23 protein-coding genes and 1 pseudogene are annotated in these 25,102 nt (G+C 37.1%); 5 read left to right on the plus strand and 19 right to left on the minus strand.

Going from position 1 to position 25,102, the window contains the following annotated elements:
• Positions 1–645 (plus strand): annotated as a pseudogene (locus L323_RS35985) (collagen-like protein); the annotation flags it as partial.
• 121 nt (positions 646–766) lie between these two features.
• Complete coding sequence (locus tag L323_RS35990; protein ID WP_020816539.1) at positions 767–1,855, plus strand: glycosyltransferase; 1,089 nt, start codon at positions 767–769, stop codon at positions 1,853–1,855.
• A 63-nt stretch (positions 1,856–1,918) separates the two neighbouring features.
• On the opposite strand, the gene L323_RS35995 is transcribed toward L323_RS35990, so the two are convergent.
• The 4 genes from L323_RS35995 to L323_RS36010 form a co-directional block, all read right to left on the minus strand.
• Positions 1,919–2,836, minus strand: coding sequence for an aldo/keto reductase (locus L323_RS35995; RefSeq protein ID WP_020816540.1), 918 nt, complete (start codon positions 2,834–2,836; stop codon positions 1,919–1,921).
• Positions 2,837–2,991: 155 nt separating this feature from the next.
• On the minus strand, positions 2,992–4,287 hold the full coding sequence (locus L323_RS36000) for a hexokinase family protein (protein ID WP_020816541.1): 1,296 nt from the start codon (positions 4,285–4,287) through the stop codon (positions 2,992–2,994).
• Between the two features lie 63 nt (positions 4,288–4,350).
• A complete protein-coding gene (locus L323_RS36005) occupies positions 4,351–5,196 on the minus strand; it encodes a hypothetical protein (RefSeq protein ID WP_020816542.1) in 846 nt (281 codons plus the stop codon).
• A 94-nt stretch (positions 5,197–5,290) separates the two neighbouring features.
• The gene (locus L323_RS36010) at positions 5,291–6,070 is read right to left on the minus strand and encodes an N-acetylmuramoyl-L-alanine amidase family protein (RefSeq protein WP_020816543.1); all 780 of its coding nucleotides are present in this window, start codon (positions 6,068–6,070) and stop codon (positions 5,291–5,293) included.
• 208 nt (positions 6,071–6,278) lie between these two features.
• Between L323_RS36010 and L323_RS36015 the strand changes: the two genes are divergently transcribed.
• Entirely contained in the window at positions 6,279–6,710 is a 432-nt protein-coding gene (locus L323_RS36015; RefSeq protein WP_020816544.1) for a hypothetical protein, read from the plus strand.
• 85 nt (positions 6,711–6,795) lie between these two features.
• Positions 6,796–7,071, plus strand: coding sequence for a hypothetical protein (locus tag L323_RS36020; RefSeq protein WP_020816546.1), 276 nt, complete (start codon positions 6,796–6,798; stop codon positions 7,069–7,071).
• Positions 7,072–7,261: 190 nt separating this feature from the next.
• Here L323_RS36020 and L323_RS36025 read toward each other — a convergent pair whose 3' ends face one another.
• The 14 genes from L323_RS36025 to L323_RS36080 all read right to left on the minus strand — a co-directional run bounded on the left by L323_RS36025 (position 7,262) and on the right by L323_RS36080 (position 22,026).
• On the minus strand, positions 7,262–8,335 hold the full coding sequence (locus tag L323_RS36025) for an erythritol/L-threitol dehydrogenase (RefSeq protein WP_020816547.1): 1,074 nt from the start codon (positions 8,333–8,335) through the stop codon (positions 7,262–7,264).
• A gap of 37 nt (positions 8,336–8,372) precedes the next feature.
• Positions 8,373–9,311 (minus strand): ribokinase, encoded by a 939-nt coding sequence (rbsK, locus tag L323_RS36030; protein WP_020816548.1) that lies wholly within the window; start codon positions 9,309–9,311, stop codon positions 8,373–8,375.
• A gap of 26 nt (positions 9,312–9,337) precedes the next feature.
• On the minus strand, positions 9,338–10,180 hold the full coding sequence (locus tag L323_RS36035; protein WP_020816549.1) for a carbohydrate ABC transporter permease: 843 nt from the start codon (positions 10,178–10,180) through the stop codon (positions 9,338–9,340).
• A gap of 3 nt (positions 10,181–10,183) precedes the next feature.
• Positions 10,184–11,041, minus strand: coding sequence for a carbohydrate ABC transporter permease (locus L323_RS36040; RefSeq protein WP_020816550.1), 858 nt, complete (start codon positions 11,039–11,041; stop codon positions 10,184–10,186).
• 192 nt (positions 11,042–11,233) lie between these two features.
• Positions 11,234–12,559, minus strand: coding sequence for a sugar ABC transporter substrate-binding protein (locus tag L323_RS36045; RefSeq protein ID WP_020816551.1), 1,326 nt, complete (start codon positions 12,557–12,559; stop codon positions 11,234–11,236).
• 56 nt (positions 12,560–12,615) lie between these two features.
• Positions 12,616–13,533 (minus strand): nucleoside hydrolase, encoded by a 918-nt coding sequence (locus tag L323_RS36050; RefSeq protein WP_020816552.1) that lies wholly within the window; start codon positions 13,531–13,533, stop codon positions 12,616–12,618.
• A 23-nt stretch (positions 13,534–13,556) separates the two neighbouring features.
• Complete coding sequence (locus L323_RS36055) at positions 13,557–15,431, minus strand: PfkB family carbohydrate kinase (RefSeq protein WP_020816553.1); 1,875 nt, start codon at positions 15,429–15,431, stop codon at positions 13,557–13,559.
• A 268-nt stretch (positions 15,432–15,699) separates the two neighbouring features.
• Complete coding sequence (locus L323_RS0121065) at positions 15,700–17,907, minus strand: methyl-accepting chemotaxis protein (RefSeq protein WP_031342360.1); 2,208 nt, start codon at positions 17,905–17,907, stop codon at positions 15,700–15,702.
• A gap of 27 nt (positions 17,908–17,934) precedes the next feature.
• Positions 17,935–18,114 carry a hypothetical protein gene (locus L323_RS0121070; RefSeq protein WP_031342362.1) on the minus strand — a complete coding sequence of 60 codons (180 nt, stop codon included), beginning with the start codon at positions 18,112–18,114 and terminating at the stop codon, positions 17,935–17,937.
• Between the two features lie 105 nt (positions 18,115–18,219).
• The gene (locus tag L323_RS36060) at positions 18,220–19,611 is read right to left on the minus strand and encodes a hypothetical protein (protein ID WP_020816554.1); all 1,392 of its coding nucleotides are present in this window, start codon (positions 19,609–19,611) and stop codon (positions 18,220–18,222) included.
• 1 nt (position 19,612) lies between these two features.
• Positions 19,613–20,194, minus strand: a complete 582-nt coding sequence (locus L323_RS36065) for a sigma-70 family RNA polymerase sigma factor (protein WP_020816555.1) — start codon at positions 20,192–20,194, stop codon at positions 19,613–19,615.
• A 147-nt stretch (positions 20,195–20,341) separates the two neighbouring features.
• The gene (locus tag L323_RS36070; protein ID WP_020816556.1) at positions 20,342–21,034 is read right to left on the minus strand and encodes a GTP pyrophosphokinase; all 693 of its coding nucleotides are present in this window, start codon (positions 21,032–21,034) and stop codon (positions 20,342–20,344) included.
• A gap of 139 nt (positions 21,035–21,173) precedes the next feature.
• Entirely contained in the window at positions 21,174–21,413 is a 240-nt protein-coding gene (locus L323_RS36075) for a zinc ribbon domain-containing protein (protein WP_020816557.1), read from the minus strand.
• A gap of 19 nt (positions 21,414–21,432) precedes the next feature.
• On the minus strand, positions 21,433–22,026 hold the full coding sequence (locus L323_RS36080) for a TetR/AcrR family transcriptional regulator (protein ID WP_020816558.1): 594 nt from the start codon (positions 22,024–22,026) through the stop codon (positions 21,433–21,435).
• Between the two features lie 268 nt (positions 22,027–22,294).
• On the opposite strand from L323_RS36080, the gene L323_RS36085 reads away from it, so the two are divergent.
• On the plus strand, positions 22,295–23,266 hold the full coding sequence (locus tag L323_RS36085; RefSeq protein ID WP_020816559.1) for an alpha/beta hydrolase: 972 nt from the start codon (positions 22,295–22,297) through the stop codon (positions 23,264–23,266).
• 16 nt (positions 23,267–23,282) lie between these two features.
• Here L323_RS36085 and L323_RS36090 read toward each other — a convergent pair whose 3' ends face one another.
• Positions 23,283–24,836, minus strand: a complete 1,554-nt coding sequence (locus L323_RS36090; RefSeq protein WP_020816560.1) for a dockerin type I repeat-containing protein — start codon at positions 24,834–24,836, stop codon at positions 23,283–23,285.
• Positions 24,837–25,102: the final 266 nt, after the last annotated feature.

Here is a 25,102-nt window from a genome sequence, read left to right on the forward strand (position 1 = left end):
GGAGCCACTGGCGCAACTGGCGCCACTGGTGCTACTGGAGCTACTGGCGCAACTGGTGCCACTGGCGCTACTGGGGCTACTGGAGCCACTGGAGCTACGGGTGCCACGGGGGCTACCGGCCCAACTGGCGCAACTGGCGCCACTGGTGCTACTGGAGCCACTGGAGCTACGGGTGCCACGGGGGCTACCGGCCCAACTGGCGCAACGGGCGCCACTGGTGCTACTGGAGCTACTGGACCTACAGGGCCGGCACCTACTCTATTCTTTAGTGAATCTACTGGTCCGGTATCAGTTTTACCGGCAGGTACGGAAATAACGTTGGTATCGGTAACAGTTCCAGTTACAATTGGCGAAGAAATTAAAGTTGACTATACCACAACTATAAATGCAACTGCATCAGCTTTAGGAGTTTTCGACTTTGAAATTAGATTGTACAGAAATTCTACACTTATTGATACCAGAATATTCAGCAATTCTGTGGTTCAAGTTGGAACTCAATCTATGCAATTGGCAAGTACGCAGATAGATACGGCGGTAGATACAGGTACCAACACTTATTCTGTAAGAGTTTTAGTAACCACAGCCACATTAATTACTACAGCAACAGCAGCCAACAGTGATATAAATACTATTGTTTTCCCGTAACGACTTAATTTACCGCAGGATACCCGTGGGGTATCCTGCGGTTTTTGCTTTACTAATTTAGCAACATATCTGTTCTGACTGAATATAATATTATAACTTTGCTCAGGAAAGGATTTACAAAATGATAAGTATCAGTCTGTGTATGATTGTAAAAAATGAGGAAGAAACTCTTGCTCGATGTCTGGACACAATAAAGGAGATAGTGGATGAGATTAACATTGTTGATACGGGTTCAACCGATAAGACAAAGGAAATAGCCGCTAAATACACCGACCGAATTTTTGACTTTCCCTGGACTAACAGCTTTGCGGATGCTCGGAATGAATCATATAAATATGCTACAAAAGACTATATCCTATACCTGGACGCAGATGATGTGATATTGGAGGCTGATCAGGTTAAATTTAAAGATTTAAAGGAAAGTCTTGACCCGTCCGTAGACTCAGTATCAATGTATTATGATGCTGGAACGGACGAATTTGGTAATGTTACTTTAAGATATAGACGTAACCGTCTTGTTAAGAGAGAGAAAAATTTTCGTTGGTATGGAGATTGCCATAACTATATAGAAGTCAGCGGAAAAATTATTAATTCAGAAGTAGCTATAACCCATAAAAAGATACGTCATTCAGTCGGACGTACTGTATCCATATTTGAGACAAAAAAACAGCGTGGGGATGCCTTTAGTGCCAGAGACTATTTTTATTATGGAAATGAATTAAGAGAAAATGGGCGTTATCAGGAAGCTATCGAGAGTTATAACCAAAACCTTTCTTTAAAACAAGGTTGGATTGAAGACAAAATTTTTGCATGTATATTTAAAGGAGACTGTTATCGGTATTTAAATGATAAAGAGAATGAGCTAACGGCTATATTTCAATCATTTCAATTTGCACCTCCAAGGGCAGAGGCCTGCTGCCGTATAGGGTATAATTTTCATCGTAACCGTCAGTATAAAACGGCTATTTTCTGGTATGAGCTTGCAACACAGCAAGTTCCTGACCCTGACAGGTGGAGCTTTATATATATGGCATATTACACCTGGTATCCGCATTTGCAGCTATGCGTATGTTACTACAATATAGGGGATATGCAAAAGGCCTATGAACATAATGAAACTGCTGCAGAGTACAGACCGTCAGACTCCAGCGTTTTGTACAACAAAGAACTGTTTGCAAAAATGATAGAAGAAGGCAGGATCAAGCCATAGGCAAAACAGCTGTTGCCCGTATTGCAACAGCTGTTTTGTTATATTGGTTAATATGGTCTATTTTTAAGGGAGTTTATTTCCTGCTGCCAAGTATATCTCGTACCACTCCTGTCTTGTAAGCTCAATTTTCGATGCCTTGCAGATATCCTTGAGACGGGGTACATTGGTTGTGCCCACAATTGGCTGCATTTTAGCAGGGTGCCTCAAAAGCCAAGCAATGGCTATTGCTGTATTTTCAACACCTTTTTCCTGTGCCAGCTCATCTATTTTTTTATTGAGTTCAGGGAATTTTTCATTATTGAGAAATACTCCCTCAAAAAAACCGTACTGGAAAGGTGACCATGGCTGGATTGTAATGTCATTTAGTCTGCAATAGTCCAATATACTTCCGTCTCTGTCAATAGAACCTTCCACTTTCATGTTTACATTGATTCCTGCATCTATCATTCCGGTATTTGTAATGCTAAGCTGTAACTGGTTCACAACTACTTTCTGGTTAAGGTATTTTTTCAGCAATTCAATCTGCATTGGGTTCTGATTGCTTACTCCAAAATTTCTTACCTTTCCGTTACTTTGAAGAATTGAAAAGGCCTCAGCAACTTCTTCCGGTTCAACAAGTGCATCCGGACGGTGCAGCAGCAGAACATCTATATAATCGGTCTTTAAGCGTTTAAGGCTTCCGTCAACAGCTTCTAAAATATGCTCTTTGGAAAAATCAAAATACCCTTGCCTTATGCCGCATTTAGTCTGAATTATAAACTTCTCTCTTACGCTTGGACTCATATCAACTGCCTGTGCAAATACTTCTTCTGATTTTCCGCCGCCGTAGATATCAGCATGATCAAAAAAATCTATTCCCTCTTCCAAAGCAGTATTAATAAGGTTGGCTGCATCATTTTTAGACATCTCGCTTATCCTCATACAGCCTAAAGAAATTTCAGAAGCAGTAAGTGCTCCGTTCCCAATACTAATTCGTCTCATATTATCATCCTCCTGATGTAATAAATCAATAACTGAATTCTACACCTTAAAGTAAACTTTAAGTCAATACTACTATTATGTACAAAAAATAGCTGCCACAAAACCTGTTTTCTTTCTGGCTTTGAAGCAGCTACTTTCAACTTAAATTTTATATATTATTGTGTTACTGCAAATGCAGCAGCTATTGCAGCACCTAAACCTGAACCGTCCTTTACAAGTCTTATTTCAATATTGGATGCGTCATCTCCAAGTGCATCTTTAAATGCCTCCTCCATAAGCTTCGGAGCGTTAGGCATCTTTTCATATATAGTTCCGTCTATTGCAATTACATGCTTATTTTTGACCGAAGTACCTCTATTTTCCTGATGGAACAGTATCCCCATATGCGACACCGCCACAAGCCTTACTGCCCTTTTTAAAATGACCTCAGACACCTTCTTTATTACCTCAGCATCTTCTAATGTGCAATTATATTGTTCTTTTGTATTGGATGGATATAAAATAAAATTCTCAACCATTAATGCATTAATGCTCTGGCTGAAAAATGCATCTGTATCAACACCTTCTGATGTAAATATTGCTTTGTTTTTATATAAATCCAGACAAGCCTCTTTTAAAAGACTTCCCATATAGTACCCTGAAACCATTTTTTCAAGAAGCTGTGTTCCCGGCATCTGACTGTTTTTATCTATTATCTCATCGTACTTTGTTACAGGTAGTCCCACATTGTAGCTAGCTGATTCAGTATTTACTATCATCTGTTTGCCAGTAAGAGGATGGTTGTTTTCCAGATAACATGTATTATGTCCTGTCCCCATTATTGAGCCAATATCCGCAGTCTGATAACCGTACATGGCTACCAGTAAGGTACCTACAGTATCATTGAGTATGGCAACCGGCTTAACATTTACGTTTTTCGCCCTCAATGCCTGTTCAAGCAGCTTGTTTATATTGTTGCCCTCAACTCCGGAGGTTGTTATTTCCTTGGTCCACTGAATGAGGTAAGCATCATTTATTCCTTCCTGCCTGCATGGAAATGAAAATGTGTTTCCTAGATACAAAGATTCTCCCGGCTCAAGCAATTTTCCTATACACTCGGCCATAAAGCCAAAAAGCTGCTTTTCATCTATATCTGACTTTGTAAGGTCATAATTTTCTTCCTTATTAATAAGTTTATGCTTTATTTCAGCAACTTTCTCAAAGCTTCCGTTGCTAATTTTATACTTCGTACATCTAAAGTTAGTACCTCCCATGTCGATGGCCATAAAAGTACCCTGTTCTTTTCCTGTAGGCTTCCCAATGTATGAAGGAATCATTTTAAGACAGGTTTTTTCACCTTTCAGACTTTTTTCCATAGTTTCCTTAAACAATGTTGCTATACGCAGCATACTTTCTCTGTCAACCTCAAAATCATTAATAACATTTTGTATTATTTCAGATTTGAACCCCATTACGCACCTCTCAAATATATATTTTAATTATTAAACTGATTGTATTTTAACTCTTGAATGCGGTCAAGCTTGAATTACTCCATTTATATATGACATTGCCCTGAGAAGTTCATCCGTTTTCTCATTTTGGTAAAATAGCTCAAAGGTTTTCATAGTGCAAAACATATATTTCAGTACCATTCCTTTATCCGTGGATTCAAGGGATACGCTTCTTACGGAATTTAAAGGTATAAATATCAAATCTCCACATATATCCTTATCATCCATTGGTTCATACTTTTCTTTGAAAACTACCATCTCATTATTGCTTACAATAGAATAGTGTGTTTGAGTAATGATTTTCCTGAATATTGACCAGTATCTGTCATAAACTCTCCTTTGATAAAGTTCGCAGACAGGTACCTGATTTTCAAATAATGCTTCGGTTGTCAAGGCTTTGCCTATATACCCCGGCTCATCGCTATTGTACTCACCCAACTTACCGGCCTCATCAGAGCCTCTCCCGTGTATGATAAGCTCCCTCATTTCCTTTACCAATCGGTTCATAATTTCTTCTGCAAAAGAATCAAAGAATATTCTTTCCCTGCCTTCTTCCATATAGTAAATATTAAGACAAACAGGCTTGGGAAGTCCTTCTATAACTATGTAATTAATATCGTTATATTCAATGGTATATTTCGATATGCTCCCGTTTACTTTTTTTAAAACGACAATTCTATTTTCATATAGTAATAAAAATTTTTCAAATGCATTATGCTTTTCGTTTGTAAGAGAGGAACACATTAATATATTGACAGGGCTGAGTTCAGCCTGAGTCAGAATATTATAATATTCCTCATATTCACTTTTAAGAAGTTCTATATCATTCTCAATAAAGTCTTTTGCATTTGACCCATCGGTATAAAACATATCTCCACTCCTTTTACAGCCGGGATTAAAAAATTCCCCGTAAGTATAATTGTACAAAATTATATAATATTTGTAAAACAAAAAAATATGTCCGTTATTTTTCCTTTACGTATTTTATAAGCCCCTCTGTAATACCCGCTACCATTTTGTTCTGATATTCATCTGTATTAAGACGTCTATCTTCCTCCGGGTTAGTCATAAATCCCATTTCCAGAAGAATTACAGGTACCTTTGACCAATTAAACCCTGTCAATTCTGATGTCTCTTGGATACCTCTTGAATTGGCTTTTGTGTGTTCTATTACCCCTGCTAGAACCAGTTCCCCGGCCTTTCTACTGTTTCTCAGAATCTGTGTATCCTTTATATACTTACTTCCGGGTATCATCATCAGTACTCCGGACACACTGCTATCATTTGAGCCGTTCCCATGTATACGTATGGTAAGATCCACTTTAGAGGAATTCCAGAATTTTGCCCGTTCTACATTTGTAAGGCCGCATACTTCAGTTTCTCTAACCATAATTACATTTGCGCCGTTTTGTTTCAAGGAATCTCTGAGCTTTTTTGCTACCGTAAGATTAAGACTTGCTTCTGATATCCCAGTAGCTACTCCCTCTGTACCGCTTGCAATCGCTGCTTTTTGAATTTCTACTCCGGGAGCTATAGGTTCAGTTTCCCTATTTGATTCTGAGGTTTTGCCATGTCCCGGATCAATACACACAGTAAGGTCTTTAAGTTGAGTACTGCTAACGGTCTGAACCTCTTTACCTGCTTCATGTGTAAAACTCCGATTTGTGCCAACACTATTGGCAACCCAATATCCTAAAACTATAGACACAGCTAGGGCTATTACGTATAATTTTATATTCTTCATTATATAAGCTCCCTGTTATTTTTTTAGTATAATGGTTAGTTTTTGTATTTTTATCTTATTTTATTATATTAATAAGATATTATGAAACTACATTGCAAAATTCGTCATTTTTTTGATAAAATACGACTGTCTTCCAAGTATGAACATCTATGTTTTGTTTTCTTATCTCAGTTTAAAATTAAATATTGCTTAAAAGGGAGATTTCTGTATGAATTCAATTTTGAAAAAGCAAGAGAAATTTGCTAACTCAGTAGCATTTTACAGCGCATTAATTAAAGGTGTAGGTGTTGGTGTATGTTTTTTAGTATTGGCTAAGAATTATCTGGTTAGTATGATATTTTTAGCATGTATTATCATTACTATAGGAAAACTTTTAGAGAGGAGCACAAGTGTATTATCCAATATTTCCAAGCACATATACTTAATGGTATTCGCCTTTGTTCCACCCGCTGTTTTTTATATGTCAGAAGTAGCAGGAGGTTCCGGACTACCTTCAATTAGCTTTAGTTTTGTGTGTATATTTATAGCAATTATGTATTATAATACAAAAATTGTTTTATTGTATTCCGGTACTACTTTTCTTCTTTATACAATTGCAATTTTTGTTTTTCCAAATCAATTCTATGGGGGGCGTTGGTAAGAATATTGTTTGCTGGATTTGTTACGGCCTTTCATTTTGTATTTCTGTTTGCATTTCTACTTTACAATCCAAAAGATCTAAAAACATGATTGTAGATATCGAAAACAAAAAAATTGAAAGCGAAGCACTTACCGATTTATTGAATAAATCAATTAACAAAGCGGCAGAGAGTTCTAAAACTATATACGATATAGCCAAGAATCTTAGTGACGGGCTAATTGAGGATAATAAAACATCCGAGCATACAATGGCATCAATTATTAATAGACATCAATCAGCAAAACAAAAGAAGCCTCTGATGCAATTTCCAAAGCATCACAGGAGGTTGCAGCAGTTTCAGAGGAAGAAAACGCAACCATAGAAGAGATTCATTCTATTGCCGAAACGCTTTATAGTATGTCTTCTAAGCTTAATAACATAATACAGTTAGCTTCACCGCAACAAGTGCGGTAATGATAAATAGCCTTAAACATAATCTTAGGGGCTTTAGCAAAACTTATTTGTTTGCAACAGCCCCTTTTTGATTTTACGTTCAGCTTTACTTTTCAAAGTTAAAATGTGAATATCACCTTGAAATCTCCATGTTTTCCGGTAGCATATTCAAAAGCTTTTTCCCACTCTTCCAGTTTAAAGGCTCTTCCGATTATTCCATCGGTTTTTAACGTCCCATCAGCAATATGGTCTATTACATAGGGGTAGCAATACGGTGAGAGATGAGCTCCAAGCACATCAAGTTCCTTGCCGTCTCCTATTATGGACCAGTCCACTGTAGTTTCAGAGCCAAAAACTGAGAACTCCACAAAACGTCCCAATTTACGAATCATCTCCAAACCCTGAGTTACACTGGAAGGGTGTCCTGTAGCTTCAATATAAATATCACAGCCGTAACCTTCGGTTAAATCCATGATTGTTTTTACAACATCCTCTTTTCCTGGGTTAATCACAATGTCTGCACCAAATTCTTTAGCCTTTTCCAAGCGAGAATCCATCATATCAAGGACGATTAGTTTCTCAGGGTTTTTCATACGTGCATAAGTTATCATACCAAGTCCCAAGGTACCTGCACCTGATATTACTACTACATCCTCGTTAGTGATTTGTGCTCGGTCTACACAATGCTTGGAACATGCGTATGGTTCTATCAGGAGAGCCTTTTCAAGAGGTAAGTCTTTTGGGACTTTATGTATTACTGCTGTTTTAGGAAATCGAACATATTCAGCCATTCCCCCGTTATTATCTTTCTGAAAACCAAATGTGGCATGTGGCTGGCACATCCAGTAGCGGCCCGTTTTACAGAACTTACATTCCCCACAGGGAACAATCTGGTCGGCAGTAACTCTATCTCCTATTTTATAACCTTTTACATTTTTACCTATTTCTACTACAATGCCAAGGAATTCGTGACCAGGTATAAAAGGAGGCTTTACCCAGGATTCTTGGTTATTGTTGCCCCAAAAACGGCCGGCCCCGTGCATGCACTTTAAATCACCTGCACAAATACCACAGCCTTCGGTTTTTATTATAATATCATCCGGCCCGCACTCAGGAGTAGGATATTCATGTTCAAAACGATAATCTCCTTTATTGTATGCAACTAATGCCTTCATTGTCTTTGGAATACTCATATAAACCCACCTTTCAAGTAATATTTATAAATAATTACTACCGTTGTTTTCCTAATCCTAATTCTGAAATATATTTCTCTACTTCTTCCATTGATGGCATTGATGACTGAGCACCTTTTCTGGTCACTGAAATAGAAGCCACATGATTTGCAAATTCAACTGCAGACATAATATCTTTTCCTTTTGACAGGTACAGTGCCATGGAAGCTATAAAGCTATCACCTGCTGCAGTAGTATCTATTACCTTTACATCCTGAGTACTGATATGCTTTACAACGTTGTTTTGACTGGAAACAAATGAACCTTTTCCACCAAGAGTCACTATTACGGTTTTAACACCTTGTTTTTTTATAGTATCGACAGCTTTATTCATACAGCCGTCAACCTCTTCTATACCAGTGAGTTTAACCAATTCTGTTTCATTAGGCTTGATTATATCAACGTTAGCTAGAAGTTCTTCCGGTATACTATCCGGTGCCGGAGCAGGGTCTAATATAACCGTTTTCCCAAGCCCTTTCGCCTTCTTTGCCGCATATGTAACAGTATCAATAGGTATCTCTAACTGAAAAATAACTATATCACTTTCTTCAATTACTTTAAGGTTTTTATCAATGTATTCACGACTGACATACTTATTAGCGCCTTGGACAACTATGATGCTGTTGTCGCCCCTTTGATTGACATTTATCAGAGCTATTCCTGTATTAACCCCTTCTATTCTTGCAATGTGAGTTGTATCTACACCCACGGCCTTTAAGCCTCCTATTTGAATGTCACCGTAGGAATCATTTCCTACAGCACCCAGCATTGTTACGTCTGCCCCCAACTTGCCTAAAGCATATGCCTGATTAGCACCTTTCCCTCCCGGTATAAATTCCAGACTATCCGCCAATAGTGTTTCTCCAACTTGCGGCATATGTTTTACATTAACAACAAAGTCCATATTAAGACTTCCTACAACTAATATTTTGCCCATTTATACACCCGCTTTTCTAGTATTAATTATCCTTTGACACCACTACTTGTAATTCCTTGTACAAAGTACTTTTGTGTAGGCAGGAACAAGCCCAGAGGTACAAGTGCAGATATCATTGAACCAGCATAGAGGCACGACCATAGTGTAACCCTTTCCATTTTAAATGAAGACAATGCAATTTGAATAGTTTGTATTTCTTTTGAGCGTGCAACAAGTAATGGCCATAAATACGAGTTCCACTGATCCATAAATATTATTAAGGAAGCAGTAACAAATACAGTTACCGATGAAGGTAATATTATCTTTAGAAATATTTGAGTCCAATTTGCTCCATCAACTCTTGCGGCTTCTATTATGCTAGGCGGAATATCTTTAAAGAACTGTGTGAATAAAAATAATACCAACCCGCTTGCGATTGTAGGAACAATTAAACCAGCGTAAGTATTGACCCATCCCAGATTACTCACAACTTTGTATAAAGGAAGAGATATAGATTCAAAAGGAACCATAAATGATACTAGAAAGATACCAAACAAAACCTCTTTGAACTTAAATTTGAAGCATGCAAAGGCAAAAGCCGCTATGCTGTTCAAAAGACAGCCGGCTACTATTGATACAAATGATACGAAAATTGTATTAATAATTGGACGTGCAAAATTAAATTTTGTAAATAATTTTATATATGAGTCCATTGTAAAATCCACAGGTACAAGAGTATTAATGGAAAATGGTGTTACATATTTATAAAATTCAGTATCACTTCTTAATGAGGCTGAAAGACACCAAAGTAATGGAAATATTGTTAATATAGTTATTATGATCAGACCGATATATATGAAGAAATTTTTTATAATCATATTTTTATTCATATCTTACGCCTCCTTTTTTTCTGACATAAGCCTGAACTGAAGAGTACATACAATTGCAATAATTACAAGCAAAACAGTGACAATAGCAGCTGATCTTGGCCGGTCAGCCATTTTGAAGGCCGATTTATATGCTTCATACATTAAAACATTCGTGCTGCCTTCCGGTCCTCCCTGTGTAACAATCTGCATAGGGACAAAAAGCAGTATATTGATAGAGGTATTAGCAACAAATACGAACAGCAGTACTTTTTTAATTAATGGTATTGTTATACTAACTACAGTTTTCAACCAATTAGCTCCATCTATTTTTGCTGACTCATAAATACTGGCATCCACATTCTTTAATCCCGCCAGAATAAACATCATCCAGTAGCCTACACCTTTCCAGGTAGCAATTAATACGATGCACCAGAGTGCCTGAGTTTTGCTAACCAGGAAGTCCTGTTGCGAAATTCCGAAAATACCGAGAATACTATTTATAACACCACCGTTTGGACTTAGCATAAGATTCCAAACAATGGTTGCAACCGTAAGTGAAATAGTTACAGGCAAATAGAATATGGTACGAAACATACCTATACCCTTAACTGTTGTATTAACCAACAGTGCCAGACAAAAAGCTATAAATATCTGCAATGGAATCATAACAATATTAATTTTCATTGTGACCCATAGTGATTTCCAAAATATCTTGTCTTTGAAAAGCGTTTCATACGTGTCTAGTGTAAATGTACCTTTTACCATCAAACTTTCTAGGAGGGTTGAAATTATAGGATAGATTTTAAAAACTATTATAAGTAAAAACGCAGGTAATATAAATATATATGGTAAAGCCTTAAACTTCCCAAACATGTTATTCATTTTTTCACCTCAATAAATGCCCAATTATATACTATACTGAAAATTATTAGATACAAATTTCTAATCAATAACAAAATCACGTAGTTTTGTATTTACAGTAGTTGTGTACATGCTTGGTATATATGTAATATTCAGAGAATCGGCGGTAAAATGATATTACCGCCAATCCTAAGGTATAGTTCTAATTTGTTCTTACTTCTTATATTTTGCCATAGCACTGTTGATCTGTTCTACCGCACTGTTAAGGCTATCCTTAACAGTTGAACCGTTACGGATATTTTCAAAGGTTGCATCCATTACTGAACTGTATTCGGAATATCCCGGTGTTAAAGCTCTTGGTACAGCTGTATTTGACGCTTCGTAAGCACCAACCTTCAAATATCCGGCAGTGTTCTTATCGTCAATGAGTTCTTGTATCTTTGACTTTCTTGCAGGCATATCGCCGCTCCACTTGAGATACTTATCACTGCCTTCACCGATGCTCATGTATTTGATGAACTCAACCGCTGCATCAACATTTTTGGATGCTGCATTAACACCAAAATGCCAACTACCCGTACCTGTACCCACATTCTTTTCAAATCCTTTAAATGCAGGAGCATAAGTCCACCCATAATCCTTCATGCCTGCAGTATCACATGCAGCAGCAGTCCATGTACCGCCTGCCATGAATACAATTTTTCCTGAATTGAAATAGTTGGGAACTTCATCAGCTGTAATACCCTTTTGTGAAAGGCCGCTATTATAAAGGTTCTGCATCCAAGTCATTGATTTTATCCACGCATCATTGTTTATAACTCCGTCAACGGTATACCCGTCATCTCCGATATTTTTACCGCCCATACTGTTTGCAAGGGCACACATCTGATATGTACGGCTAACCTGTTGGAACTGTATCCCTGAAATACCCTTGGACTTGTCGGGGTCAACTGCGGCAACTGTTTTCTTTGCCATATCCTCTATTTCTTCCCATGTAAGGCGGTTGTTTTCGTCGTTATCACGAATGGTTACGCCTGCTTGCTTAAGTAAAGCCTTGTTGTACCACAGGAGTTGAGCAGATGTAGCCTGTGCAGGTGCATAGAATTTACCATCCCAAATACCGGCATCACGACTGGAATCTATAAACTGACCCTTTTCGTCATCAGTAAAATACTTGTCCAGCGGCAGTATGTAGCCTCGGTTTGCATACGCTGCTACCATCGGCCCATCTACACTGATTACATCATAGTCTTCTGAACCGGAAGCAATTTTTATCTCAATGGATTCAAACAAGTCATTAAATGCCAGATACTCACCTTTTACTTTAATACCTGTTTTAGCTTCAAATGCCTCAAGTATTTCCTGGTTTTCCTTTGTAGTTTCAGTCATCCAGACAATCTCTTTTTTCTCAGCTTTTCCCGTACTGTCAGTTCCGGATGTTTGGGACGCTGTTGTTCCTGTATCTCCCGAACCGCCTGAACATCCAAACATCGTAGTTACCATTGCCATTAGAAGAATAATTGCACTTAATTTTTTCATAACGTCTGCTCCTTTTTTTGGTTTTATTTAACAGCTGCGCTGCTGTTTACAAATGTTTACTTAACAAGTTTGGAAAATAAATCTCCGAACAATTTATCCCGGTTTATATGATAAATGTATTTAATAAGATGTCTGTCTTTGTTAAAAGAGTATGTATCATCATATTCAGGTATAGGGCTTGTTTCAAAACGTTCCAGCATAAAATCCCCCTCCAGAAGCCATGCTACTGCAGTAACATCCCAAATAGGACGTGTCCAGAATTCGCCGCCATTACATCTTTTAGCCTCTGCTGTTGTTACGTCAACCAAATAATCACATAATTTGTTTTTTCCACGCAACCAATGTTCCAGTTCAGGCCCTCCTGTAGTAAAAGCAGAAACAACTCCCATGCATGGTAACTGCACCAATGGAACACCACACCCGAAAACAATTCTCGCAGCTGCAATATCCTGATACAAGTTAAACTCTTTGTTATCAGGCCAGTGGTGTGCATTCCCGCCAAGCCATATAAGTACTATTCTGTCTTTTATTTCAGGCTTAATAAGCAGTGCAGATGCTATATTGGTAATTGCACCTACTGCAATAACATATAGCGGTTCTTCTTGACTATACTCCATAGCACGTTTCACAAGATCGTTGGCTGCATTTGAAGACACAGGTGTATTTTCATCATGCAAAAATTGCTCAGAGCCCTTATATACCAATTGTTTAAGCTCATCTCTGTCCATTAAGGACAATATATTCATTATCTCTTGGTAGCTTTTATTCATACCCTCGTCAGGGCCTGAACTTTTATCATTAAAGAATGGTGCTGCATATATCGCTTTTATATTAAGCTTTTCCGGGTTCTTAATAAGATAAGCCAGTGCATACTGATCATCTATTTCATTAAATGTATCCGTATCAAAGACAACATCTACTTTTCCTTTTGGTTTTTGCAACCGTTTCATCATATTTTCATTATTTATACTCATAGAAAATTATCTCCTTTCTTTAATTACACATCTAATAAATCCAATGTGCTTTTATCTACCAAAGCAGGGGGTACTCCCTGTGTAGTTATGGAAAAGCCCGATGCATATATGGCATATTTAATTGCAGTGCATATATCATAATTTTTGGAGAGATAGACTGCCAACGTTGAAGCAAATGCATCTGCCGCCCCCGTAGTGTCAACAGCTGTAAAATCAGCGGCCTTAAAGTACATTGAATGTTCACTGTCCTTTAAATAGCATCCGTCACGATCCAAGGTAATAATTACGCTTTTTGCACCACGATCTAAAAAGTACTGTGCTTTTTCTTCAAAAGTTGGTCTATCAGGACAAAGTAGCTGTATTTCGTTACGGTTTGGCATAAATATATCAACATTTCTAATAAGGCCATCGCTTATCTCAGTTACTGCACACGGCTTTAGTATAACTTTTGCACCATACCTCTTTGCTGTCTTTGCAGCACTTTCAACTGTATCTATATTTATCTCTGTCTGCAGTAAACAAAAGCTTGCATTTTCAAACATATTTCTGTATACATCAATATCATTTGGAGATAGTTGGGTATTCGCACCTTCATAAACAACTATTCCGCTTTCTCCATTTTCTTTAACGTAAACATATGCGTGGCCTGTAGCTACTTCGGAACTGGTAGAAACTCCTTCGATATTTACATTATTGACTTTAAGAAAATCATATAGTACGCTTCCTTCATAGTCCTTTCCCAATTTTCCTATCAGGTACACCTCTGCTCCCAGCTTTGCGGCACCAATAGCTTGATTTACACCTTTGCCCCCGGGGATAGCTGCACGTTTTTTTGTAGTAATGGTTTCTCCTATATTCGGAACTTGTCCAAGGTTTAAAATTGTATCCATATTTATTGCACCAACAACTACAATTTTTTTATTTCGTACTGTTATGGGGATATCAATACTGCTAAAATCTTCAACCTTTTTATCGCTCTTGAAAATGAGTTCAGGAACCCGTGTTTCTTCAATCTTAGCTACCAACCTGCTGCAAGCACATTCTCCAAGCTCAAAAAAAGGTAATTGTATTGAGGATAATTGAGGAAGCAAATAAATTTCCTTTGCATCATTAACCAAACTTACTACTGAAATATCCCTGGGAATTTTTAAATTGTTATGTGCTGCCTGCTCATAAATTTTCCCTGCCAAATTTGCATTAAAGCATACAACCCCTGTAAAATTATGCATATGAGTCAGAATATTAAAAGCATCTTCCTTTGCGATACAAAGCATATTTGCATCAAAAGGGAGCTTATTATCAAAGAGACATTGTTCAAAGCCCTTTTGAAATCTACGTCCTCTAAAATCGTTATTTTTAACCAAGCATCCTATTTTTAGGTGTTTATTTTTTACTAATGCTTTTGTTAAGTTATATGCCAGTCGTGAATAATCAAAAGCAAATCTGTCAGGTGTTGGGGTATTATAACAATCAATTACACAATATGGTATGTTTCGCTCCATTAACTGAGTTTCGGATTTTGCATAAGAATCCTGCAGTTTATCCCACAATATTCCATCTACATTATGAGTACAAAGCATGGCAATACTTGTGTATTCATCCTCCGGTGTCTCTGCATAACTTAGGACAGTAGCATACCCATTCCTTTTCGCCGTTTCAACAACACCTGAAAGAAGCTTTTCATGCCCAGCCTGTTTGCTAGTAATTACACCAACCAAAAAAGATTTCATGCTTTTAACATTATGTACTCCGGCGTAAGGGATATAGTTGCACTCCTTTACTACCTTCATTACGCGTTCTCTTGTTTCTTTACTTATATTACTATCTTTTTTGTTTATAATTTTTGAGACAGTAGATACAGAAACACCTGATAGTTGTGCTATTTCCTTAATATTCATTAACTACTCCTCACTAAGAAACGTTTTTCCTAAACCTGTTTTCTAGGTACATTATCTATAAAATTCGACAATTGTCAAGGCATTTTAGTATATAATTTTATTTTAGTATAAAAAATTTGTCACTTTTCCCCTTAATTAGTAAAATACTGTGTACTGACGGCTGCGAAAACTGTTTTCTAAAGCCTTAAAATATAAAGAGCCAATCACATCAGTGATTGGCTCTTTATATTTATAATATTAAGTTAATTTTGTACTATTTTTGAACAATTTACTCAGTCTTAAATTTGGAAATCTGGCTTCTTAAATTAACTGACAGATCATTAAGAGTCTTGGCATGGTTTGCCAGATCTTCCGCAGATGCCATCTGTTCTTGAGTGCTTGCCGAAATTTCTTCGGTGGTAGCTGCTGATTCTTCAGCCACAGCTGAAATATTCTCCATGGATTCCATTACTTTTTCTTTCGAAACCATTATATTCCCAACTGATTTTTCAGTTCTTTCAATATTTTCAATAACTTCATCCATAGCACTAAATACAGTTTTAAACAATTCCTGAGTATTACTTACTGCATTTATCTGCTCACTCACAACCTCATTTGATTTAAGAACTTCCTGTACAGTATCATTTGTTTTTTGTTCAATATCGGCTATTATACTGTTAATACTTCCGGTAAACTCTTTTGACTGGTCAGCAAGCTTTTTAACTTCGTTAGCTACAACCGCAAAGCCCTTACCTGCCTCGCCTGCACGTGCAGCTTCAATAGCAGCATTAAGTGATAAAAGGTTTGTTTGCTCAGATATATTTACCATCATTTTTAGTATTTTTTGTATTTCCTTCATGCTGGAACTTAAATCATTAATATTTTCAGAAACTTTAGCTGTAGTATTGCTTACCTGACTTGACTTAGTGTTAAGTTCCTTAATAGTAGAAGTTGCTGTTTTGTTCAACCCGCTGATTTCACGTGCAATTGATGTAACCTTGGATACATCCTCTTCAACATATACAATACCTTGAGCCAGTTTGTCCATATGGCTTACACTTTCGTTTATCTCTTCTGCCTGATCTGTAGAACCCTTTGCAATCTGCTCTATTGTAAGAGCTACCTGTTCCGAAGAACTGTAGGCTGCTTCAGATGCAGTTGCTATCTTCTGTGCAGAATTAAGTACACCCTGCGAAGAACTTCTTACACTCGCTACCAGCTTGTTTATATTGGTTATCATTTCATTAAAATTGAGACATACATCTGAAATTTCGTCGTTTTCATTGTCATTTATAGTGCCTGTCAAATCTCCGTCTTTTGCTCTTTTCATTGCAGCTGTAAGCTTTTCCAAAGGTGTTGAAACACTTCTTGCTATAACAATGCATAAGAGTATAGCTATCAGGAAGCAAATAATTCCGATTATAATTGTCTTATTTTTAAGGCTGTTTGCTTCTTTGTTTAAATATGAATAAGGCACAACTGACGCAAGGTACCAGTCTTTAGTGCCTATCTTCGTATATGTAATCAAACTTTTACTTCCGCCTACCTTCAAATCAATATGTCCTGACTTTTCATCACCCTTTATAGCCTTGCTAATGTTAGTAGCCAGCTTTTTGGAGTCATCATTCGATTTATTTACGGGATACTTGTCTTCCATTCTTGAGGATATGATTTTACCGTTTGAGTCTACAATTAAAATCGGGAAACCCTTACCCTTGTCATCTTTTCCGGTGTCCATATCTTTATAGCTGTCTGCAAGGAAATTTACTTTAGGTATAACAACCATCTTTGCAATCTCGTTACCAAAAATCGTTGATTTTACACTGCCTACTATTCCCAAGCAGGTACTGATATTTGAACTACTATTAACTTCTATTTCTGCCCACTTCAACTTAGGTTCCACCAGTTTTAATGTTTTTTCTTTGTTTACTTCTTGACTGTTACTTGTATATACCTGAGATTTGGAAAAACCATTGCCATACATCAATGTACAGTTCAATACATCCGCAGTAAGGGTGAACTTATTTATTAGTGTTGTAGCTAATTCTCTATCTGCAATTAACTTATCATATTGTTCCCCTTTCTCGTAGTTGTTAAGTAAACTTTGCACTGCACTACTCATACCAATATCATTTATATAACTTTCCATACTTTTTATTTGACTGTTTAGTACAACACCAGTCTGTTTAATTGTTTCTAAAGAATATGTTTTAACATTAGTGTCAATTGTATTGGTTGAACTCGTATAAGAAAATATACCTGTAACCAAAAGCATAACCATCAGGAGTAAATTGAAAGACATTATTAATCTATTCTTTATCTTGAATCGTCTCAAAAAAACCGACTTCCCGGAAGCCCCTAAAACTAAAGTCCCCCTGTTTTTATTTACTTTTCCTACTGGACTTTTTTTCATGAACTTCTTAACAGTTGATGTCACAGCCGATATAGCCGAAGAAAGAAAGGATGTGATTTTCTTACCGATACCGTTCATTTTCATATGCTTACCTCCACAATTAAACTTGTATTATAACAATTTTAAGTCTTCTACAATTACTTTGTCTTTGTCTCTGGTACCATAATTACATAATGTGACCTGTGGAACATTAGCAGAGTATTCAAAAAAGCCAAAAATATCAGAATACTCATTAATTTTTACAATTCTATCATACTTCACCAAAGGTATTTTATCAAGTACTTTAGTCATATATTAACAAATCCAAAGATTTTGTCAGATTATTTTTTTGTCTAAAAATACCAGTTTTATTATTTTTTTATAATTTATGGTAACATTATAGGTAAACATGCGGAATTATCTTCCAATTAAGATGTTACTCAGTTTTAAATTGTACTCCCCAAGAAGAAAATACTCCGGATCTTTTACTCCCAGCCTCAATACATCCCCATCTGGTTCATCCAAACCATAATCTATTGACTGTGGAATTCCATCTTTGAGATTTGTAGAGTATCCGCCCCCCTGCTCCATACCGAGAATATTCACCCTTCTGAATTGTGCATTGAACATTACCATGTTTTTATTCTCGTTTTCAAATTTAAAATATATTCTCAAAGCTCCGTTAAGGGTTCCATTTTTTATCCTTTGAACATCACTTATAACCATAGTTGAATTTTTGAAGTTCACCTTTTTATTTATTGTGACCCGTTCCCCCTCTTCCGGTATCTTTAAAGTAATTTTTTTCATTTTTTCCTGACTCTTTACAACTAAATAAGGTATTTTCAGTGTCAGGTTTTTTTCTTGAGGCAACACATTAAAATAAAATCTGTTATTTACACCCATAAAGCCCTCGGGCAGTGTGTATGAGTGACTTGTTTGGTCTGTTTCAAGTGTCAGGTCCTTTTTTTCATAGCCGAAATCATATTCCTTTGTAAAGGAGGTTATTGTCAAGCCGCTTTTATTAACAGGGTACAACTCTACAAGCAGTTTATTGTCCTGGAGGCTGGATACTGCTGTTATGGATATATTATTTTTGGTATCTGTTGGCCCTATCTCTTCCAAAGAGTCATAGCCCTCCGGAACTTTTAATCTGAACTCTGCCGAAAGGTTATATTTTTTATAGTTAAATGTATAGATATTTCTTGTACTTAAATTATCCTGTTCAATTTGGTAAGCTGCCGAAATATATTTTATTTTGCCGCCACTTCCAATGCTACATCCTGAAGGACGATACTCTTTTCCGTTTACAGCCATAACTAAATTGTTTTTATCAGTCTTTATATCATTTTCAATATTCGATAAGTTCTTTTCCTCTTGGAAATCCTTCAATTTAATATAACAATTTAGAGTAAGATTATTCTTCGTTGCAATTACACTATTTATTGTAAGAATCGCCTGACTGTTTTCGGAACTTATATTGTGTCCGTCTATGATATATTGGATACTTTGGTTGTCTTCCATAATCCCGTATCCCGGTATAAATCCAAACAGCCTCCCCATAGCACTTACGACATTGTCAAAACCTATTGAAAATATTGAAACTACAATTATTATCATTGCTGCCACTATGGCTGATAATCCTCTGGTCACAAAAGTTTTCTGCCTCGAAATTCCTGCTTTTGAGTAAGTGGATTTTTTAATCCTTTCAATGCTGTTGGAATCAAGTTTAAATTTTATATCCTTTTCAAGAAGCCGGTCCGTTTCCTCTATGTCAAGTAAATCCAATGTGTGTGATATTTTTTTATCCATGTCATTTTCCCTCCATTTCTTGGGGCTTTTCCATTTTGTCCACTATTGCCCTTAGCTTTAAAAGCCCTCTTGACAGCCTTTTGTCTACAGTATTTTGTTTGATTCCCATCAGCCCGGATATTTCCTTGGAGTTCTGGCCAAGGTAGTATTTTCGGGTAAATATTTCACTATCAGGTTCACCTAAGGCTTTTATAGCCTGAATAAGCATATCTTTGGTCTCGGCATCCACTTCATCTTCAACATTGAAAAGCCGGTTCACAGCACAATCCTCCAAGTCTTGTGTTTCAAGAGAAATCTGATTTATCACATGCTTGGAGTTTTTTCTAAACAAGTCTATTGCCCTGCGTTTAGAAAGAACAGCAATATAAGCCTTCAGCGTTCCTTTTGAAAGGTCTATTACACTTCTGTTCTTATATACCTCATAGAAAACCGAGCTGACACATTCTTCTATATCCTCTACCGAAAAGTATTGATTCAGCTTGTTATAAATTATTGTATAAACCAGGCCCGAATAAGTATTAATAAGCTTTTCCAGACCTTTTTCGGGTTTTTCTTTTAATAAATCCAGTATTTTTTTATCCAAATCTTGTACCTTCCCTTCAAAATTCAAACCGGTTCATTTATTAGTTCGTAGATTCTAAAAAAATTCTGACATTAAAATTAAAACATTATTCTAAAAATAAAAAAAGCAGCCCTATGCGAGCTGCTTCACCTCTTAGATATGATTTTTCTATAAATCGCCCTTATTTAATTCTTCGATTGATTTATATATGCTTTGCATTTTAAGATCAGTTTTTGCAATGGTATCTGCACATTCCTGAAGTTCCTGTGCAACAGAAAGGGGTACAGTGTCATTGGTTTTGTATCTCAGCTGATGCTCAAGACTGGCCCAGAAATCCATTGCCATTGTTCTTATTTGTATCTCTACAGGTACTATTTCCTTCCTGTCCGAGAAGAACACCGGTACTGATACAACCAAGTGTAAGCTTCTGTAGCCATTCTCTTTTGGGTTTTGTATATAGTCTGTTACACGCAGCAAAACAATATCATCCTGCTGGGTAAGCATTTTTGCAATCATATATATATCATCAATGTAATAACATACTACTCTTATTCCGGCTATATCATGAAGGTTTGCTTTAGCCGACTCCAGACTTATTTCGTGTTCTCTTCTGCTTAGCTTTCCAAAAATACTTTTTATGGATTTTATTCGGCTTTGCATATGATGTATGGGGTTTCTTTTATGTATAACCTGAAACTCATCATCCAAAATTTCTAATTTTGTACTTATCTCACGTATCGCCGATTGATACAAATGCTGCATCTCAAAAAAACTATTTTTAAGGCTGTTAATATCCTCTCCCGTAAATAATTGCTCCAGACCGTTTAAGGAGCTGATAGTTGCGGTTTTTTTCATTATCATGCTTAATTGTACTCTCCTTTGTATTGGATAGGCTAGTTACCTATACCATCCGTACATTATTGGACAAAAGTGCATCCACTTATATTATATCGGTACAAAGTTAAATATGTATGAAAAAAATATGAATATTTTTAATAAACTACATGTTTTTCCACGCAGGAAGTTTCTTCATCATTGCTTCTGCGGCAGAACCGGCGGCCTTTTTGTCCAATCCCTGTGTTTTGATTATAAAATTTGTCAAGGAATCCAATTTTTCCTCATATGACTGCATTGTGCCGTCTGGTCTTGCACAAAATTTGCAGTAATCTTTTGACTCATCACCTGATGCGTAATCGGAAACTTCTTGCATAGGCATTCCGCATGCTATACATTTTTTCATTTTTAAATCATCCTCTCTTTTATTTGTTGTAATTTACCATATTGAGGTAAAAGTGAATCATTTTTTCACCACAAGTCTTTAAAACAGAACTCTCCGGCGCAAACAAGTCACTGTTTGCAATATAATAATGGACAAGCCCAATCCATCCGTTAAAAACCATATCTTCAGGAAGCTTTTTCATACTTCCTGCCTCAACTTCCTTTTGAATCGCCTGACTAAGGTGAAAGGATACTGTTGACTGAAGCATTAAAAAAGTATCCCTGGCCTCTTTCGGCAGCAATCTGTTTTCTATCACCAGTCTTGTATAAAATGGCTCAAATTCCGTCAGTACTTCTATATGAGCTTTAAGAGCCAGGTTAAAACCCTTTTGACCACCTGCAACCTCGTGGAGACGTGTGTTGATTCTTTCTCCTACGTCTTCTATGACCGCAGTCAGAAGCTCTTCCTGAGTATGAAAGTGTGCAAATATTGTTCCGTGGGACACACCTGCTTCTCCGGCAACGTCTGAAGTACGCGTGGTTGTCAGACCGTTTATGGCAAACTGTTTGACCGCTGATTCAATAATCTTTTTTCTCGTTGTATTTTTTTGTAGCTGTCTCTTATTTTCTTTCACTAAATCACTTCCGGTAATTTTATTGACTTGCAACTCATTGACTACTCACTCATTATAACTCCTCAGGAACACATTGTCAATAGTACCTCAATATTCCCTTATCATAACTGGAAAGGTATGTTTATTGCACATTTCCGGGATTTTCAGGTATAATTATGTATACCAAGATTTATATTTTTTTAACTTTCAGAAATACTTGCAAGTCATAATTTTAATCACTTTTTAATAAATTTATCTGATATTGGTGGAGATATAGTGGGAGATATCTATGAAATATTTTGTTAAAGCATGCATTATAATTGTATTGATAGCTTTTGTTGTAGTTATGGCTACCGGTTTTTATTTTTATGATATTTCCGTTACTCGTACAAAAAAGGCATTTCTGGCTGAAGACGCAGCTCTTAAAAAGTCTGTTATGGTAAACGCCGAAATTGAACTTAAAAAAACGTCATCAGAATTTACAGATGACGTTGACTGGTTGAGCAGACAAGCCTATGAGATAGTTGATATTGTATCTTACGACGGGTTGAACCTACAGGGATATTATCTTAGCGCTGAATCTCCATCTATAAATACAGTTATATTGTCTCACGGTTATTCCTCAAAAGGTCTATGGATGGGCTTATATGCCAAGCTGTATAATATGTTGGGTTATAACGTTCTTATGCCTGACAGCAGAGGGCATGGCAGCAGCGAAGGCAACTACATTGGGTTTGGCTGGGTAGACAGAAAGGATTATTTAAAATGGATTGATTTCGTTATTAAAAAATCAGGACCTGATACCAATATAGTTCTTCATGGGGTTTCCATGGGAGGAGCAACGGTTCTCATGACCGGCGGAGAGAACCTCCCCTCCAATGTAAAGGCTATTGTTTCTGATTGTGCTTATACGTCGGTTAAGGATGAACTCTCATATCAAATGGAAAGGATGTATCACCTTCCGTCTTTTCCTCTGCTTAATGTCACAAGTATTATTACCAAAATAAAGGCAGGGTTTACCTTTGAGGAAGCATCAGCTCTCAAACAGGTTAAAAAAAGCAAGACTCCTACACTTTTTATTCATGGCGGTAATGATGAATTCGTTCCTACCAGTATGGTAAACGAGTTGTTTGAGGCATGCAGCAGTGAAAAAGAACTTTTCATCGTTCCCGGTGCCGGCCACGGAGCTGCATTAGATGCAGACCCCGATGGTTATATTGCCAAGGTAAAGGACTTTACCGAAAAATATATTAATAAATAAATTAAGCATGATATCCTTAGGGTATTGCCATTTCAAATGCTACACAGAAGTTTGGAAGGGGCTTTCCGCTGTTATATCCCACAAATGGGTCTGAATCCCGCAGAAGTCCCCATCTGCAGGTTCCTCCTGTTCTGTTTGTTCCGGCTGTGAAAGCATATCCGACCTTAACTTCAGTTGACGGCACATCTTGGTCACAGGTTATTTTAACTGAATCACCTGTTATCTCAACTGATTGTATGGTTATTCTCTTACTTTGTGTATATACTTCAAAACCTTTTCCGTTTTTCCATTCTGTCAGGGTGCTTTGATTTGGTTCAGGCAGTGAAGTATCCCAAACTAAAGGCCCCACCGGAACATGAAATCTTACCGTTATAACATTTCCGTTTCTTTCTACTCCTGTAGGTTGTAGAGGTTGCCAGTCATGACCAAGGACTACCCTTTCGTAATAAACCTTGGCATACTGCTCTCCTAACTGCTGATAGCCGTTTGCTGTCAAATGTACCCCGTCAGCGGCATATTGTCTTTGATAGTTTGGCCCCACGCAAACCATATCACCGGGGTAATCCAAGCCTGCCTTCCATTGCACCAGTGTAGATGTAGCAGTTCCCGCACTTCCGCATGAGTTCTGCTGAACAATGAACATAGGTATATTCTGAGTCTGTCCGGTAATAGCCTTAATATCCTGATTGTAGTCCGCCCATAGTGTGCGCAGCTGATTTTCATAGTTTGTGTTGCCTGCATCTCTTTCACCATGAGTCATTATAACAGCACCTACTCCATAGTTCTTACCCGCCTGTTGTGCAAGGCGTTTTATTGCTTTGACTTCAAATAAAGTGGCTGCATATGCACGTCCTGAATAAGTTGTTTCGGGTGCACCCTTGCTGAGGGCATCAATACCCTGTCCTGTTTCTCCAACCGCAGTGTGTACTGAAACATAGTCTTTTCCCGAAGCATTTCTGACCAGAGATGTTATTTGGTTAGCCATTGCTGAATGTGGAGTTTCTCCGAATATGTTTCCCGGATAAGCGCCTCCATAGTAATAGCCGTATTCTCTTACGGGTTCAACCAGAGGAATCATCTTAAACAGGCTATTATTAGGTTCAAACGGCGGAACCATAACCTTTTCCAGTGAAAGTTTCAGATTGTTAAAGGGCTGTTGGGTTGTAACCGGTGGGTTCCCTTCGGCACCAACCGAAAGGCTTTGTCCCGTACCCACAATCCCAGCCCAGTCCCAAGGGATTTTTACATTGCTAATTGATTCCACGGGAAATTTATTAATGATTCCAAGTAAATAGCTTTTCAACAAAGCATAATCCAGAACATCAACAACCCCATCCCCGTTTAAATCAGCATACTTAAAGCGATCATCTCCCGGGAAACCCCTGTCGTTATCCAATAAATAAATTTTAAATGCTGCGAAGTCAAGTCCGTCAACACTGCCATCGCTGTTCAAATCCCCATAAATATCCGTTGATACAGCGGCCTTGGAAACGGAGATATTACTTGTGATAGAGCAGATAAGAGCGAGAACTGTTAAAAAGACAAGAAACTTTTGACTTGTTTTTTTCATGATATCCACGTCCTTTTTGCAATTTTGTTAATTCTTTGTCCCATATACGTTAAATGTATTTATTTACATATTCTATTTTTGGTGCAATAAATCCTCCAAAGCAATTATCTGCCTGCAATTTAAAGTTGTTAATTTATTGAATTACTGCCGTGTGTGTGGTATATTATTTACAAATAAATGATTGGAGTTGAAAAGATGAAGTAATTATTCTTGCTGATTTTAAAACATAACCAAACAATATTTTTAATGGGATTAATCCCTTGTTT

Origin of the sequence: Ruminiclostridium papyrosolvens C7, from assembly GCF_000421965.1 — a bacterium.
GTDB classification, from domain to species: Bacteria; Bacillota; Clostridia; order Acetivibrionales; family DSM-1351; genus Ruminiclostridium; species Ruminiclostridium papyrosolvens_A.

Coding starts and splice junctions, on each gene's coding strand:
- L323_RS36010 (WP_020816543.1), bottom strand. CDS start 6,070: ATGAAGAATATAAAATTATACGTAATAGCCCTAGCTGTGTCTATAGTT.
- L323_RS36035 (WP_020816549.1), bottom strand. CDS start 10,180: ATGAATAAAAATATGATTATAAAAAATTTCTTCATATATATCGGTCTG.
- L323_RS36055 (WP_020816553.1), bottom strand. CDS start 15,431: ATGAATATTAAGGAAATAGCACAACTATCAGGTGTTTCTGTATCTACT.
- L323_RS36070 (WP_020816556.1), bottom strand. CDS start 21,034: ATGATAATGAAAAAAACCGCAACTATCAGCTCCTTAAACGGTCTGGAG.
- L323_RS36040 (WP_020816550.1), bottom strand. CDS start 11,041: ATGAATAACATGTTTGGGAAGTTTAAGGCTTTACCATATATATTTATA.
- L323_RS36045 (WP_020816551.1), bottom strand. CDS start 12,559: ATGAAAAAATTAAGTGCAATTATTCTTCTAATGGCAATGGTAACTACG.
- L323_RS35995 (WP_020816540.1), bottom strand. CDS start 2,836: ATGAGACGAATTAGTATTGGGAACGGAGCACTTACTGCTTCTGAAATT.
- L323_RS36090 (WP_020816560.1), bottom strand. CDS start 24,836: ATGAAAAAAACAAGTCAAAAGTTTCTTGTCTTTTTAACAGTTCTCGCT.
- L323_RS36005 (WP_020816542.1), bottom strand. CDS start 5,196: ATGTTTTATACCGATGGGTCAAATGCAAAAGACTTTATTGAGAATGAT.
- L323_RS36025 (WP_020816547.1), bottom strand. CDS start 8,335: ATGAGTATTCCAAAGACAATGAAGGCATTAGTTGCATACAATAAAGGA.
- L323_RS36015 (WP_020816544.1), top strand. CDS start 6,279: ATGAATTCAATTTTGAAAAAGCAAGAGAAATTTGCTAACTCAGTAGCA.
- L323_RS36075 (WP_020816557.1), bottom strand. CDS start 21,413: ATGAAAAAATGTATAGCATGCGGAATGCCTATGCAAGAAGTTTCCGAT.
- L323_RS36085 (WP_020816559.1), top strand. CDS start 22,295: ATGAAATATTTTGTTAAAGCATGCATTATAATTGTATTGATAGCTTTT.
- L323_RS36020 (WP_020816546.1), top strand. CDS start 6,796: ATGATTGTAGATATCGAAAACAAAAAAATTGAAAGCGAAGCACTTACC.
- L323_RS36060 (WP_020816554.1), bottom strand. CDS start 19,611: ATGGATAAAAAAATATCACACACATTGGATTTACTTGACATAGAGGAA.
- L323_RS0121065 (WP_031342360.1), bottom strand. CDS start 17,907: ATGAAAATGAACGGTATCGGTAAGAAAATCACATCCTTTCTTTCTTCG.
- L323_RS36050 (WP_020816552.1), bottom strand. CDS start 13,533: ATGAGTATAAATAATGAAAATATGATGAAACGGTTGCAAAAACCAAAA.
- L323_RS36000 (WP_020816541.1), bottom strand. CDS start 4,287: ATGGGGTTCAAATCTGAAATAATACAAAATGTTATTAATGATTTTGAG.
- rbsK (WP_020816548.1), bottom strand. CDS start 9,311: ATGGGCAAAATATTAGTTGTAGGAAGTCTTAATATGGACTTTGTTGTT.
- L323_RS0121070 (WP_031342362.1), bottom strand. CDS start 18,114: ATGACTAAAGTACTTGATAAAATACCTTTGGTGAAGTATGATAGAATT.
- L323_RS35990 (WP_020816539.1), top strand. CDS start 767: ATGATAAGTATCAGTCTGTGTATGATTGTAAAAAATGAGGAAGAAACT.